Raw genomic sequence first — 14462 nt, forward strand, 5'->3', positions numbered from 1 at the left:
GGCGAACAGCCCGATCCCAGGAAGGAACCATGGCTACAGTATTCAACTTTCTTGCCGTCCTGGTAATGATCGCCGTGGTGGTCGTGCTGATCCGCGGTCTCGTGAACATGATGCGGGGCGGTTCCGGCAACACCTCCAACAAGCTTATGCAGATGCGCGTCCTGCTGCAGTTCATCGCGCTGGTGCTGATCCTGCTGGCGGTCTACTTCAACCGCGGCTGATCGAACGGCGTCGGAGGCAAGCGTGGTCAAGCTCAACAAGATCTACACCCGTACCGGCGACGACGGCACCACCGGGCTCGGGACCGGCGAGCGGCGGCTGAAATCCGATTTGCGTGTCGACGCGTACGGCACCGTTGACGAGGCCAACGCCTGCATAGGCCTCGCGCGCCTTCATACCGCGGGGACGCACGCCGAACTCGACGCCATGCTGGGCCGGATCCAGAACGATCTTTTCGATCTCGGCGCCGATCTCGCGACCCCGGATACGGGCAAAGACCTCGGCTACGAGCCGCTGCGGATCATCGCGTCGCAAGTGAAACGGGTCGAGGAGGACATCGACCGGCTGAACAAGAATTTGCAGCCGCTGCGTTCGTTCGTCCTGTCGGGCGGTTCGCCGGCCTCGGCGGCTCTGCATCTTGCCCGCACGGTCGCCCGCCGTGCGGAGCGCATCATGGTCGAACTCGCCCAGAACCCGGCCGAGCACATCAATCGCGACGGGTTGAAGTACATCAATCGCGTATCGGATTTTCTGTTTGTCGCCGCCCGCGTGGTCAATGACAACGGAAACGCCGATGTGTTATGGGTGCCCGGCAAGAACCGCTGAGAAGACATTTCGACAATTCTACTCTGGCGGGCATCTGACGCAGTTTTTCACCGCTTGCGGTGCTCACGGACCGACGTCCGCTGCGCTCCGGTTCTCGAAAACCGCGCCACCTGCCTTACCAGCGCGAATTCTCAAACGTCTTCCCCAGACACTGCCGGGGGGAGCGGCGGGAAAAAATGTTCATTCCGCTTCACGACGCCAACAGCCTGAAATACATCAAACTGCAGTATGTCACCTTCGGGTTGATCGCCATCAACGTGGTGGTGTTCCTGTTAACGACACTCGGCAGCCAGGATTTCAACGAAGCGACGCTGATCGGCTTCGGTTACATTCCCTCCGTCGTCTTCGACGTCGCCGAACTGCCTCCGGAATATATCTATATTCCGGAGAGTTTCAGCTATGTCACCTATGCTTTCCTGCATGGCGACATCTTCCACCTCGGCGGCAACATGCTGTTCCTCTGGGTGTTCGGCGACAATGTCGAGGATGCGCTGGGCCATTTCCGCTTCCTTGTTTTTTATCTTCTTTGCGCGGTCGGCGGCGCGCTTGTCCACGGCCTGGTCGATACCGGCTCGCAAATGCCGCTGATCGGCGCATCCGGCGCCATCGCAGGCGTCGTAGCCGCCTACCTGATCCTGCATCCGCGGGTTAAAATCTGGGTGCTTGCCTTTGCCCGCATTCCGCTGCGGTTGCCGGCATACATCGTGCTGGCGCTGTGGATCGTGTTCCAGTTCCTGATGTTTGCGGCCGGCGGCGAGGACCAGGTTTCCTGGGCCTGCCATATCGGCGGCATCATCACCGGCACCGTGCTGGTGTTCATCCTCAAGCGGCGCGACCAGCCATTGCTCGACCGCGAGATCGTCACGCCACGCTCGGTCAGGGTGGAACAGCCAAGTGCGGTGGAGCCTGTCGAGACGCAGCCGGTACCGCGCTGGGGACGCCAATAATTCAACCGATTCAAGCGTTACGCGGATATTGACGTTCACGTTCCCCCTCACTACGGTCCGCGCGCTTCCAAAGGCCCTCGCAGGCCGGACGCGCGCATGACAACGACCCTTTTTCCGTCCAATATGTCGGCAATCGACAAGCTGGATGGTCTCAGCGCTGCTACAGCGCGTTCAAAATTTCCGCCGGAGAGGTGATAAACTCGATGAAAGTGCTGGTTCCTGTCAAACGGGTGGTCGATTACAACGTGAAGATCCGGGTGAAATCGGACGGATCGGGCGTCGAGCTTGCCAATGTGAAGATGTCGATGAACCCGTTCGACGAGATCGCGGTGGAAGAGGCGATCCGTCTCAAGGAAGCCGGCAAAGTCGAAGAGATCATCGTCGTTTCCGTCGGCCCACAGCAGGCGCAGGAAACGCTGCGCACCGCACTCGCCATGGGCGCCGACCGCGCCATCTTGGTCAAGACAGACGAACTGGCCGAGCCGCTCGGTGTCGCCAAGGTGCTGAAGGGCGTCGTCGACGCCGAGAAGCCCGGCCTCGTCATCCTCGGCAAGCAGGCGATCGACGACGACGCCAACCAGACCGGCCAGATGCTGGCCGCCCTGCTCGGCTGGAGCCAGGGCACCTTTGCTTCCAAGGTCGTCATCGAAGGCGACAAGGCCAAGGTGACCCGCGAAGTCGACGGCGGCCTGCAGACGGTCGAACTGAAGATGCCGGCGATCGTCACCACGGACCTGCGCCTCAACCAGCCGCGCTATGCCTCGCTGCCCAACATCATGAAGGCGAAGAAGAAGCCACTCGACGAGAAGACGGCGGCCGATTTCGGCGCCGACCTGAAGCCCAGGCTGAAGGTTGTAAAGACCGAGGAGCCTGGCGGCCGCAAGGCGGGCGTCAAGGTGAAGGACGTGGCCGAGCTTGTCTCGAGCCTGAAGTCCGCAGGCGTCATCTAAGGTTCGGATAGGAGAACAAGAAAATGGCTATTCTTCTGATTGCCGAACACGACAACGCATCCGTTTCCGACCAGACAGCCAAGGCGCTGTCGGCGGCCCTCGAGATCGGCTCCGACGTCGATATTCTTGTCGCCGGCAAGGACGCCAAGGCTGCCGCCGATGCGGCCGCCAAGCTCAAGGGCGTGCGAAAAGTGCTGCTCGCGGAGGCCGACGAACTGGCCGAGCGGCTCGCCGAGCCGGTTGCAGCGCTCGTCGTCTCGCTGGCCGGCAACTACGACACCATCATCGCCCCGGCGACGACCATGGGCAAGAACGTGACGCCGCGCGTCGCAGCCCTGCTCGATGTCATGCAGGTGTCGGAGATCATCGAGGTTGTCTCGGCCGACACCTTCAAGCGGCCGATCTATGCCGGCAACGCCATCCAGACGGTGCAGGCGACCGACAAGACCAAGGTGATCACCGTGCGCACGGCATCCTTCCAGGCGGCTGGCGAAGGTGGTTCGGCTTCGGTGGAGACGGTCAACGCCGCCGCCAATCCCGGCCTGTCGAGCTTCGTCGAGAACCGCCTGTCGGAAAGCGACCGGCCGGAACTCACCTCGGCCAAGATCATCATCTCCGGCGGCCGCGCACTCGGCTCGTCGGAGAAGTTCCAGGAAGTCATCCTGCCCGTCGCCGACAAGCTGGGCGCCGCAGTCGGTGCATCCCGCGCCGCCGTCGATGCCGGCTACGCGCCGAACGACTGGCAGGTCGGCCAGACCGGCAAGGTGGTCGCGCCCGACCTCTACATCGCCGTCGGCATTTCCGGCGCCATCCAGCACCTCGCCGGCATGAAGGATTCCAAGGTCATCGTCGCCATCAACAAGGACGAGGAAGCGCCGATCTTCCAGGTCGCCGACTACGGCCTCGTCGGCGATCTCTTCGTGGTCCTGCCGGAACTCGAAAAGGCGCTTTGACTTTAGTCGCCTCCATGCGCAAAATCTAAAGAGCGGGGTAGACGAAGCTGCCCCGCTCTTTTAGTTTGCACTGCAACAAAATTGGGCGAAACGCCTAAGACGGGATCAGTGTAATGGCCGCAACGATCGAAACCATCGGCATCGTCGGTGCCGGGCAGATGGGCAGCGGCATCGCCCATGTCGCAGCGCTCGCCGGCTACAAGGTGCTGCTCTACGACGTCTCTCCCGAGCAGATCGAGAAGGGCATGGCCACCGTCAGCGGCAACATGGCCCGTCAGGTGAGCCACGCCAAGCTGGAGGAGAAGGACCGCCAGGCGGCTAGCGCCCGCATCACGGCCGCGCCCAAGATCGAAGACCTTGCAGGTGCCGACCTCGTCATCGAGGCTGCAACCGAGGACGAGACGGTGAAGCGCAAGATCTACGCGCAACTCTGTCCGGTGCTGAACCCGGAGGCGATCCTCGCCACCAACACGTCGTCCATCTCCATCACCAGGCTTGCGGCGCAAACCGACCGGCCGGAGCGTTTCATCGGTATCCACTTCATGAACCCGGTGCCGGTGATGAAGCTGGTCGAACTGGTGCGCGGCATTGCCACCGAGGACCAGACCTTCGAGGCCGCCAAGGAATTTATCCGCCGGCTCGACAAGACCTCGACTGTGGCCGAGGATTTCCCGGCTTTCATCGTCAACCGAATCCTTTTGCCGATGATCAACGAGGCGATCTACACGCTCTACGAGGGCGTCGGCTCGGTCGATTCGATCGACACTGCGATGAAGCTCGGCGCCAACCATCCGATGGGCCCGCTGCAGCTCGCCGACTTCATCGGCCTCGACACCTGCCTGTCGATCATGCAGGTGTTGCACGACGGACTGTCGGATTCCAAATACCGCCCCTGCCCGCTGCTGGTAAAATATGTCGAGGCCGGCTGGCTCGGCCGCAAGACGGGCCGCGGCTTCTACGACTATCGCGGCGAACACCCGGTGCCGACGCGCTAGCGGCGTCTGGAGACGATCTTCAGCCAAGGCGTCAGATGGAAGACGCTCATCAGCGCGTACATAAGAGCCATTCCGCTCAGCACTGACGCGCCCGGCCCCACCGAACAGATATCCGGCGAACCGTAGAACCCCGTCACAAGGGCCATGACGGCGAAGGTTGGGGCGGCCGCGAGGTGCAGCCAGTCACCAACGCGGCGTGCTGCCGCGTTGGTGACTGCGGTACCGACAGATCCGCTGCTGGCGGGCAACATTTCTGCCGGGCGGTGGTGATGGAGCGTCATCAACGTCGACCCGAGCCGTTATTCCACCGTATCGGGCAGCCCTTCGCCCGTCTCGACCAGATTGCGCAGGCTGTCGGCGATCAGCCCAGTCCACGCGCTCTTGCAGATATCGAAGCATTCGACCTCGGGAACCAGGCCGGCATGGGTGAAGCGAATTTCCGTCTTGTCGCCCTTCCCGGAGATGTCGAAGATCATCTTCGTGCCTTCCCATTCCGTTTTGTCTTGCAGGAAGTTCATCCGGGCTTCGACGACATGCCACACCACCTTGCGGTCCGGAACCAGTTCCGCCGTCTGCTGCTTGCTGAAGTGCATGTCCTTGTAGCGGTACGTCCACTCCTGGCCCGCACTGTCGGTCTGCCCTTCGATGTCCTTCCCCCACCAGTCGCGCGGGCGGTTGATGGCGTCGAACGCCTCCTTCGGGGATCGGTCCACCAGGATCGATGTAGTGAAATCGCGGTTAGCCATGACGGCTGCTCCATGTCTTCGGTTGTATTCCGACGCCACCAACCTGCTGGCTGGTTGACGATGGATAGACTAAGAGCGGGTTGCGCATGGGTGGGAGTTACAAGTGTGACGGGATTTGAATGGACTCGCTGATCACCGCGGCTGCCCGTGCCCTCGCGGCAGGTGACCCCCTCGGCGCATTGAAGCGGGTCGCGCTGCGTGACGACGCGCCCGCGCTGGCGCTCAGAGGCATCGCGATGGCCCAGCTCGGCGATCTCGTCCGGGCAAAGACTCTGCTCAAGAGTGCCGCGCGCGCCTTCGGTCCGCGAGAGGCGGTGGCCCGAGCGCGCTGTGTCGTCGCCGAGGCCGAGATCGCCCTCGTCTCACGCGATCTGTCCTGGCCCGCAAAGGCACTCGACACGGCGCGGGCGACGCTCGAAAAGCATGGCGACCGGTTTAACGCGGCGCATGCGCGGAATCTCGAAGCGCGGCGCCTGCTGTTGATCGGGCGCCTCGACGAGGCCGAGCGCGCGCTTTTTCCGCTCGGCTCGACACCGCTGCCGCCGGCCTCGCGGGCGGCCCATGAACTGATCGTCGCCGGCATCGCCATCCGGCGCCTGCAGACCAAGGCGGCGCGTGCAGCGCTCGCCGGGGCAGCACGCGCGGCCCGCCAAGCTGGTATCCCGGCGCTTATGGCAGAGGTGGATAGTGTCGCCCGCGCGCTCGATATCCCAGCGGCGCGCTTGATAGTCGGCGGCGACGAGCGCCCTCTCCTGCTCGACGAGGTCGAAGCGTTGTTCGCGTCGGAGGCACTCGTCGTCGATGCATGCCGCAATGTGGTGCGCACGGCCGGGACGGTCGTATCGCTGGCGACACGTCCGGTGCTGTTCGCGCTTGCCCGCGCACTGACCGAGGCCTGGCCGAACGACGTGTCGCGGAGCCTGCTTCTCGCCCGAGCCTTCCGAGCAAAACATACCGACGAATCGCATCGCGCGCGCCTGCGCGTCGAAATCGGCCGGCTTCGGGCAGAGCTTGCCGTCCTGGCGGATATCAGCGCGACGGAGCGGGGCTTTGCGCTTTTGCCGCGCAATGCCGGCAGGATCGTGGTGCTGGCGCCGCCGGTGGACGAACAGAACCCGGCGGTGCTTGCATTGCTTGCCGACGGCGAGGCGTGGGCGAGCTCGGCACTGGCAATCGCGCTGGACACCAGCCCGCGCACCGTACAGCGAGCCCTGGAGCAGCTTGCCGCGGCCGGCAAGGTGCAGTTCTATGGCCGCGGGCGGGCACGTCGCTGGATGACGCCGCCGGTGCCGGGCTTCCCGACAAGCTTGTTACTCCCAGGTCCGCTGCCGAGCGACTAGATTTGCATCGTTCAGATCAACGCGAGACCCGATCCATGAAACCCACCGCTGCCGAAATCCTCCGCGAATACGGACCCTTTCCAGGTGCCGACCAGATCCATGGCGTCACATTCGATGGAAAGCGCGTATGGTTTGCCACCGGGGACACGCTGAGGGCTCTAGACCCGGAGAGCGGCGAGATACTGCGCTCGATCGACGTCGCTGCACACGCAGGAACCGCTTTCGACGGCAAGCATCTGTTCCAAATTGCCGAGGAGACCATACAGAAGATCGATCCGGAGACCGGGCGCGTGCTGTCCACCATCCCGGCGCCTGGTGGCGGTGGCGATTCCGGGCTCGCCTGGGCTGAAGGGTCGCTCTGGGTGGGAGAATATCAGGCGCGCAAGATCCATCAGGTCGACCCTGAAACAGGCAAGGTGCTGCGCTCCATCGAGACCAACCGCCACGTCACCGGCGTGAGCTGGGTCGACGGCGAACTCTGGCACGGCACCTGGGAAGGCGGCGAGAGCGACGTGCGGCGCATCGATCCCGAGACCGGCAAGGTGCTGGAAAAGCTCGATATGCCGGCCGGAACGGGCGTCTCAGGACTGGAGTCCGATGGAGGCGAGCGATTCTTTTGCGGCGGCGGCGACAGTGGTACAGTGCGGGCGCTTCGTCGGCCCCGGCGAGATTCCGCGGCCTAGCCAGGCGTCCTGCGTCTCACGACGATGCCGCCGTTCATCGCATGTCATCGCTGCTCCTGTCCTGCGGGACATTCCCTCGGGACGATCTTAGGAGTGACTGCGGAGGCACGTTCGCGTTTCCCTCGGTTCGGTCACGATAGAGAGCCGCGCGAGCGAGAAGCATCAACGTGACCGGGGTGGTGATCGTGACGAAGACGCCGATCAGGATCTCGTGCACCGCAGGCCGCGAGCCAAGCATCGAAAAGCAGACGATCGACGCGAGCGCAATGGCACCGGTTCCCCAGCTCGTACCGAGGGTCGGCGCGTGCACGCGTTCGAAGAAGCTGCCGAACCGCAGGGTTCCGATCGCTCCGATCAGCGTCAATCCCGCGCCGACGAGGACCAGGAAGGCCGTCAACAGCGCGGCCCAGGCCGGGAGGTCCGCCGCATGCGTCATTCGATCACCTCCCCGCGCATGAGGAATTTGGCGAGAGCGACGCTCGAGGCGAAACCCAGCACGCTGATGATCAGGGCCGCCTCGAAATAGATCTGGCTCCCCGTGCGGATGCCGATGGTCAGCACCAGCAGCATGGCGCCTACATACATGGCGTCGAGGCACAGCACCCGGTCCTGCGCGCGCGGCCCGCGGATAAGCCTGTAGGCGTTGCATCCCATGGCCGCGACGAGCATGACCTGAGCCACGAATACGGACCACAGGAGGATGTCGGTGATCATTCGAATATCTCCATGAGCAGCGCCTCGTAGCGATTCTTGATCAGGGTAACCCACTCCTCTTCGTCCTTGAGGTCGAGAACGTGGATGAGAAGGACACCTGTGTCGTGAGCGTATTCGACCCATGCGGTTCCCGGCGTGCTGGTGACGATGCAGGCCAGGACGGCAAGTCCCGTGCTGTCGCGCAGGTCGAGAGGTATGGCCACGAAGCCGGACACCCGGTGGCGGCCGCGCCCTCCCTGGAGGATAATGCTGGCGACCGCGATGTTCGACTGCAGGATATCCAGTATAACCATGCCAAACAGTTTCGGGATGACCTGCCATCGCCTCAGCCTCGGCTTCGATGGATGCAGCGCCGCCATCGCGCACGATGCTGCAGCAGCGATCACTCCCCCGAGGAGGAACTGTCCGGGCGAAAAGGACGTAAGCAGCATCCACATCAGCAGGAGCGCCAAGGTCAGGACCGGATAGGGCAGCACGCGGCTCATCTGCCATCAGCCCCCGGATGGCTCGTCCCCAGAACGCCCTGGATGTAGCTCGATGGGTCATGCAGCGAGCGGGCCGCGGCCTCGGTGTAGCTGATCATCGCGCCTCCCTCGATCGTCAGGGCGAGGCAGAGGGCCAGCAGAGCCACGATCGGCGCGACCTCGACCACCAGCACACGCGGGACGATCACCTCGAGCGGCGCCCAGAAGGTCCGGATGCCGGTACGCATCATGGCGACGAGCGCCGCCAGGCCGGACAGGATGAGCAGCGCGACCAGCAGCCAGGTGCGCGCCGGGATCTCGCTCGGTGTCGCCAGTCCGTCCAGGTTCAACATGCCCGTCAGCATGGCGAACTTGGCGATGAAGCCTGACAATGGCGGCAGCCCCGCGAGCAGGAGCGCGACGCAGCCGAAGCAGACGCCGAGGACGGCGAGCGCACCCGGCATGACCACGCCGACTTCTTCCTTCTCGTTCTCCTCCGGATCGGCCTCATCGCCATAGGCTTCCATCGTCACGGTCAGCAGGTCGGCTCCGGGTTCACGTGCGCGCTCCACGAGTTCGATCAGCATGAAGAAGGCCGCGGTGCTGAACGTTGAGCTGACGAGGTAGAACAAGGCCCCGGACACGACGGCGGTATCGCCCATGCCGACAGCCGCAAGCAGGGTTCCCGACGAAACGAGTACACTATACCCGGCGAGCCTACCCATCGCCTGGGAAGCGAGCACGCCCGACGTCGCGAAGGCGACCGTCGCCATGCCGCCCCAAAGCAGGACCGCACCGCCGAAGCCGGTCAGTTCCCCTGCCTCGCTGCCGAAAAGGAGGAGCGTCAGGCGAAGGAGCACGTAGACCCCGACCTTGGTGAGCAGGACGAAGATCGCGGCAACCGGGGCCGCGGCGGCCATGTATGCGGGAGGCAGCCAGAAGCAGAGCGGCCACATGCCCGCCTTGACGAGGAACGCGACGCCCAGGATCGCCGCGCCCGCCTGCAGCAGCATCCGGTCCTCGGCGGGGACGGCAGGCAGGCGCACCGCCAGATCGGCCATGTTGAGCGTGCCGGCGACGCCGTAGATCAGGCTAACGCCGATGAGGAACAGGAGCGAGGCCGCCAGGTTGATCGCGATATAGTGGAGGCCGGAGCGGACCCGGAATGCGCCCGAGCCGTGCAGGAGCAACCCGTAGGATGCCGCCAGCGTCACCTCGAAGAAGACGAACAGGTTGAACAGGTCCCCCGTCAGGAACGCACCGCCCAGTCCCATCAGCAGGAACTGGAAAAGCGTATGGAAATGCGGCCCCATCCTGTCCCAGCGCGCTGTCGAGAACACCAGCGACGCGAGCGCCAGAATGGATGTGAGCGCCAGCATCAGCGCCGACAACCGGTCAAGCACGAGCACGATGGCGAAGGGAGCGGGCCAGTTTCCGACCGCATAAGCCGACGACATCGCGCCGGCCCCCTCGGGAACCGCGCCGGCGAGTTGTACCAGGGCAAAGGCCGTGGCCACGAGCATGACCGTCGATGCAATACCGACCAGCGCCTTCACGGTATGACGCGTCTCGTCGATCAGCAGGAGCGCCGCGCCCGTGACGAGCGGCAGCAGGATCGGAACGATCAGAGCATGCTTCGCCCAATCCATCAGCCCGACTCCCGGCCGTCGACGTGGTCGCTGCCCGTCATGCCACGGGACACCAACAGGACGACCAGCAGGAGCGCGGTCGTCGCGAAGCCGATCACGATGGCGGTGAGCACCAGGGCCTGTGGAACCGGATCCGCGTAGCCCGCGGGATTTCCCATGCCGTCGGCGCCCAGAACGGGAGCCGCGCCGACGCGCAGGCGGCCCATGCTGAAGATGAAGAGGTTCACCGCATAGGAAAGCAGCGAGAGGCCGATGACGAGTTGGTAGGTGCGCGGACGCAGAATCAGCCAGACGCCCGATCCGGTAAGAACCCCGATGGCGATGGCGAGCGTCAATTCCATCACTGGCGTTCCTCCTCGAGACGGGCGGCCCGCAAGCGGCGAATCGACTGGTGGGCGATGGCGATCAGCATCAGCACCGTGGCTCCGACCACGAGGCTGAACACGCCGAGGTCGAAAACGGTCGCGCTCGCCAGCGGCACTTTCCCGACCAGCGGCAGGTCCGCATACCGGAAATACGAAGTGAGGAAAGAATCACCGAGCAGCAGCGAAGCCGTCCCTGTCAGGGCCGCCAGCAACAGTCCGACACCGATCCAGACAACCGGCAGGATGCGCAGCCTGTCTTCCACCCAGACCGTTCCCGCCGCCATGTATTGAAGGATGAAGCCGGCCGCCATCGCCACCCCCGCTACGAAGCCTCCACCGGGAGCATCGTGGCCGCGAAGGAGGAGGTAAGCGGCCAGCACGATGACCACCGGGAACATCCATTGCATGATCACCGAAGGCACGAACAGGTACTCGGCAGCCGTCGCACCGGCCTCCCTGTCCGGCTCAGCTTCGTCGTAGGAACGCTGGACCTGCTGCTGCTCCGGACGCTCGATGCTGTCGGGCGCCGGGCGAAACCGCCGCAGGAGGGCGAAGACGGTCAGGGCCACGATGCCGAGGACGGTGATCTCGCCCAGAGTGTCGAAGCCCCGGAAGTCCACGAGGATCACGTTGACGACGTTGCGCCCGCCGCCTTCACTGTATGCTTTCTCCATGAAAAACCCGGCGATGGATTCGGGTGGCGTACGGGTCATGACGGCGTAGGAAATCGCGGTCATCCCCGCCCCGGCCGCAACCGCGATCGTCAGGTCGCGGATGCGGCGTAAGCGCGCCATCCAGCCGCCGGGCTCGACCAGGGCCGAGGTGCGCTTGGGCAACCAGCGCAGCCCGAGCAGGATGAGGACCGTAGTGACGATCTCGACGACGAGTTGGGTTGCCGCGAGATCTGGCGCCGACAGCCAGACGAAGGTCATGCAGGTCACAAGGCCCGTCGCCCCCAGCAGGACAAGCGCCGCGAGGCGATGGAACTTCGCCTGATGGGCGGCCGCTAACGCGCAGATCATGCCGATGCCCCACAGGCCCGCGAAAGCCAAATCCGTCGTTCCGTTGCCGTAGGCCTCGAAGCCTACGCCTGAAGCGAACAGGGGAATGGCGGCGGCAGCGATCGCCGCCCCCGCGAGCAGACGCATCTGCGGCTGCAGGCGCCTCGTTCCGAATATGTCTTCCACGAGACGCGCCCATCGCCAGGAGACCGCTACCGTAACCTGCTCGAAGATCCGGTAGCCCTGGATCCGGCCGAGAAGCGGGGCGCTTTCGGAACGTTCAAGATAATCCCCTGCCGCCAGATACAGCAGTGCGCCTCCTGCCAGCGCAACCGCGCTCATCGCCAGCGGGAGCGTGAAGCCGTGCCAGACCGCAAGGCTGTATTCCGGCGTGGCGTCCCCGAGCACCGACGACACGGCGACATGCAGGAAGGGACCGATGGTCATGCCGGGGATGATGCCGACGATCAGGCAGGCGACCACCAGGAACGTGACCGGGAACCGCATCCAGAACGGCGGCTCGTGCGGCTCGCGCGGGAAGCTCTCGGGCGGGGCGCCGAGGAAGATCGAGTGGATGAGCCGGATGGAATAGGTGACCGCGAGCGCACTGCCGAGCACCGCTGCATAAGGCGCAATTGTATCCACCCAGGAGTCGGCATGGGTTTCGACTGCTTCAGCGAAGAACATCTCCTTCGACAGGAAGCCGTTCAGCAGCGGAACGCCCGCCATGGCCGCACTTGCCACCATTACCAACGTTCCAGTGATCGGCATGTAGCGGAACAGGCCGGAGAGGCGCCGCAGGTCGCGTGTGCCAGCCTCGTGATCGACAATGCCGGCCGCCATGAACAGGGAGGCCTTGAAGGTTGCGTGGTTCAGCATGTGGAATATGGCGGCAACGGCGGCAAGCGGGCTGCCGAGGCTCAAGAGCAGTGTGATCAGCCCGAGATGGCTGATCGTGGAATAAGCCAGCAGACCCTTCAGGTCCTGCTGGAACATAGCAAGGTAGGCGCCGAGCACGAGCGAGGCCATTCCCGCAAGCCCCAATATGGTGAACCATTCAGGCGTGCCGGAAAGCACCGGCCACAGCCGCGCCATCAGAAAGACGCCCGCCTTCACCATGGTCGCCGAATGAAGGAATGCCGAAACAGGCGTTGGGGCCGCCATGGCGTTGGGCAGCCAGAAGTGGAAGGGGAACTGCGCGCTCTTCGTGAGCGTTCCGAGCAGGATCAGCAGCAGCGCCGGAACATAAAGGTCATGGCTGCGTATGGCATCGCCCGACGCGAGCACCACGTCGAGATCGTAGCTGCCGACGATGTGGCCGACGATGAGAACGCCAGCCAGCAGGGCGAGGCCGCCGATCGCCGTAATCGTGAACGTCATGCGGGCGCCGTCGCGAGCCGCCTGGTTGTGGTGCCAATAACCGATGAGCAGGAAAGAGAAGATGCTGGTGAGTTCCCAGAAGATCACCAGGAGGATCAGGTTGCCGGAGAGAACGACACCCAGCATTGATCCCGTGAACGCCAGGAAGAACAAATAGAACCGGCGAATCGGATCCTCGGCCGACATATAGTACCGGGCGTAGACGACGACGAGGAACCCGATTCCGCAGACCAGCAGCGCGAAAATCCACGCGAATCCGTCCATCCTCAGAGTGAAGTCGAGACCTAGCGCCGGGACCCATTGGATGCGGTGAATGACACTGTCCCCGCTGCTGACGGACGGATAGAGCGAGAGGGTCAACGCCAGGCAAGCGAGCGTCGTGGCTCCGGCAAGCCACGTCACCGTCGTGCGCGAATCCGTCGGAAGCAGGACTGCCGCCAAGCCTGCCAGAAAAGGCAGGGCTATGATCAGAAGGATCGGGTAATGCTCCATCATGCTCCTTGTGACCGCGTGGCATCTAACGGCTCTTTAAGCCATCCACGGTGATCCGCCAACGACCGCACCTGGCTCACCGTACGTGAAGGTCGATCGGCGCGCGAAGCTGCGAATGGCCGCACTACCCACCTCCAGGACCTCGACCCATGGCGGCTCATGAACATCGCTCCCGATGACGGCCATGCCGGAGCCAGACGCGACAGCCGCTCATAGTCGGAGCGGGTCAACCTGACCGCAGGTTTGCGGCTTCAGCCGCACGGCTCAGTTCTGGGCGGCTCCCACCAGCCGCCTGGCATCGTCGCCCGCCCATTCGGCCGGACCGTTCATGTGGGCGAGGAGACAACCTTCGGCGTCGACCAGCAGCGTCACCGGCAGGCCAAGCGCCAGGCCGCGTTTTTTCATGTCGTTGAACAGGTCTAGCGTGTTGTCGCGGTAGTAAGCGAGATTCTCGATACCGATTTCTTCCAGGAACTTCTTCGGCTTCGCGTCGTCGCCGGTGTCGACATTCACCGCAACGACTTCGAATTTTTCGCCGCCCAGCTCTTTCTGCAGCGCGTCAAGCGCCGGCATTTCCGCCCGGCACGGCGCACACCATGTCGCCCACAGATTGACCAGCAGCGTCTTGCCTGAACGGTCGGCCAGCGTCATCGGCGTGCCGTCGGGCGCGTTGAAGGCCAGGTTCTTGACCGATTGCGGCGGATCGGCCGACAGCATCGCGGCGACCTCGCCCGTGGCGGCTTCGCCCACCGCCTTGGCCTTGTCGGACTTGGCGGCGCACGCTGCGACATCGGCCTCGTCGGGCTCAGCCTGCGCGGCAGGTTGCGGCAGCGGGGCGTTGCCAGACGGGGGGCCGCTGACATATACCGCGACCGCGCCGGCAACGACGCCGGCAAGGGCTGCCATCAGCACCAGCCGCCAGGCCGGAAAGAGATTTTTTCCACCATCTGCCATTTCA

At 64.1% G+C, this 14462-nt stretch carries 17 protein-coding genes; 8 read left to right on the top strand and 9 right to left on the bottom strand.

The window, feature by feature from the left end; translation table 11 throughout:
• Nucleotides 1-29: 29 nt before the first annotated feature.
• From OHD58_RS01460 to OHD58_RS01485, 6 genes are all read left to right on the top strand, one after another.
• Nucleotides 30-221, top strand: coding sequence for a twin transmembrane helix small protein (locus OHD58_RS01460; protein WP_263801267.1), 192 nt, complete (start codon nucleotides 30-32; stop codon nucleotides 219-221).
• 22 nt (nucleotides 222-243) lie between these two features.
• The gene (locus tag OHD58_RS01465; protein WP_263801268.1) at nucleotides 244-825 is read left to right on the top strand and encodes a cob(I)yrinic acid a,c-diamide adenosyltransferase; all 582 of its coding nucleotides are present in this window, start codon (nucleotides 244-246) and stop codon (nucleotides 823-825) included.
• Nucleotides 826-1001: 176 nt separating this feature from the next.
• The gene (locus OHD58_RS01470) at nucleotides 1002-1772 is read left to right on the top strand and encodes a rhomboid family intramembrane serine protease (protein WP_263801269.1); all 771 of its coding nucleotides are present in this window, start codon (nucleotides 1002-1004) and stop codon (nucleotides 1770-1772) included.
• Between the two features lie 203 nt (nucleotides 1773-1975).
• Nucleotides 1976-2722, top strand: a complete 747-nt coding sequence (locus tag OHD58_RS01475; protein WP_263801270.1) for an electron transfer flavoprotein subunit beta/FixA family protein — start codon at nucleotides 1976-1978, stop codon at nucleotides 2720-2722.
• 23 nt (nucleotides 2723-2745) lie between these two features.
• A complete protein-coding gene (locus OHD58_RS01480) occupies nucleotides 2746-3675 on the top strand; it encodes an electron transfer flavoprotein subunit alpha/FixB family protein (protein ID WP_263801271.1) in 930 nt (309 codons plus the stop codon).
• 113 nt (nucleotides 3676-3788) lie between these two features.
• Complete coding sequence (locus OHD58_RS01485) at nucleotides 3789-4670, top strand: 3-hydroxybutyryl-CoA dehydrogenase (RefSeq protein ID WP_263801272.1); 882 nt, start codon at nucleotides 3789-3791, stop codon at nucleotides 4668-4670.
• On the opposite strand, the gene OHD58_RS01490 is transcribed toward OHD58_RS01485, so the two are convergent.
• Nucleotides 4667-4921, bottom strand: coding sequence for a hypothetical protein (locus OHD58_RS01490; RefSeq protein WP_318528231.1), 255 nt, complete (start codon nucleotides 4919-4921; stop codon nucleotides 4667-4669). The two genes, OHD58_RS01485 and OHD58_RS01490, sit on opposite strands and share 4 nt — an antisense overlap.
• Before the next feature lie 48 nt (nucleotides 4922-4969).
• Nucleotides 4970-5416: an SRPBCC family protein gene (locus OHD58_RS01495; protein ID WP_263801274.1), complete on the bottom strand. Its 447-nt coding sequence runs from the start codon at nucleotides 5414-5416 to the stop codon at nucleotides 4970-4972.
• A 119-nt stretch (nucleotides 5417-5535) separates the two neighbouring features.
• Here OHD58_RS01495 and OHD58_RS01500 point away from each other — a divergent pair, with 119 nt between their 5' ends.
• Both OHD58_RS01500 and OHD58_RS01505 read left to right on the top strand, forming a co-directional pair.
• Complete coding sequence (locus tag OHD58_RS01500) at nucleotides 5536-6756, top strand: helix-turn-helix domain-containing protein (protein WP_263801275.1); 1221 nt, start codon at nucleotides 5536-5538, stop codon at nucleotides 6754-6756.
• Between the two features lie 35 nt (nucleotides 6757-6791).
• Nucleotides 6792-7439 (top strand): glutaminyl-peptide cyclotransferase, encoded by a 648-nt coding sequence (locus OHD58_RS01505; RefSeq protein WP_263801276.1) that lies wholly within the window; start codon nucleotides 6792-6794, stop codon nucleotides 7437-7439.
• A 34-nt stretch (nucleotides 7440-7473) separates the two neighbouring features.
• Here the strand turns inward: OHD58_RS01505 and mnhG are convergent, their stop codons facing one another.
• The 7 genes from mnhG to tlpA form a co-directional block, all read right to left on the bottom strand.
• The gene (mnhG, locus tag OHD58_RS01510; RefSeq protein WP_263801277.1) at nucleotides 7474-7875 is read right to left on the bottom strand and encodes a monovalent cation/H(+) antiporter subunit G; all 402 of its coding nucleotides are present in this window, start codon (nucleotides 7873-7875) and stop codon (nucleotides 7474-7476) included.
• Nucleotides 7872-8153, bottom strand: coding sequence for a K+/H+ antiporter subunit F (locus tag OHD58_RS01515; RefSeq protein ID WP_263801278.1), 282 nt, complete (start codon nucleotides 8151-8153; stop codon nucleotides 7872-7874). Before OHD58_RS01515 ends, mnhG begins: the two co-directional genes overlap by 4 nt.
• On the bottom strand, nucleotides 8150-8638 hold the full coding sequence (locus OHD58_RS01520) for a Na+/H+ antiporter subunit E (RefSeq protein ID WP_263801279.1): 489 nt from the start codon (nucleotides 8636-8638) through the stop codon (nucleotides 8150-8152). The genes OHD58_RS01515 and OHD58_RS01520 overlap by 4 nt, the downstream gene beginning before the upstream one ends.
• A complete protein-coding gene (locus OHD58_RS01525; protein ID WP_263801280.1) occupies nucleotides 8635-10266 on the bottom strand; it encodes a monovalent cation/H+ antiporter subunit D in 1632 nt (543 codons plus the stop codon). The genes OHD58_RS01520 and OHD58_RS01525 overlap by 4 nt, the downstream gene beginning before the upstream one ends.
• Complete coding sequence (locus tag OHD58_RS01530) at nucleotides 10266-10607, bottom strand: Na+/H+ antiporter subunit C (protein ID WP_263801281.1); 342 nt, start codon at nucleotides 10605-10607, stop codon at nucleotides 10266-10268. The genes OHD58_RS01525 and OHD58_RS01530 overlap by 1 nt, the downstream gene beginning before the upstream one ends.
• A complete protein-coding gene (locus OHD58_RS01535; RefSeq protein WP_263801282.1) occupies nucleotides 10607-13507 on the bottom strand; it encodes a monovalent cation/H+ antiporter subunit A in 2901 nt (966 codons plus the stop codon). The genes OHD58_RS01530 and OHD58_RS01535 overlap by 1 nt, the downstream gene beginning before the upstream one ends.
• A gap of 261 nt (nucleotides 13508-13768) precedes the next feature.
• Entirely contained in the window at nucleotides 13769-14458 is a 690-nt protein-coding gene (tlpA, locus tag OHD58_RS01540) for a thiol:disulfide interchange protein TlpA (RefSeq protein ID WP_263801283.1), read from the bottom strand.
• Nucleotides 14459-14462: the final 4 nt, after the last annotated feature.

Origin of the sequence: Mesorhizobium sp. ZC-5, from assembly GCF_025753855.1 — a bacterium.
Lineage (GTDB): Bacteria > Pseudomonadota > Alphaproteobacteria > Rhizobiales > Rhizobiaceae > Neomesorhizobium.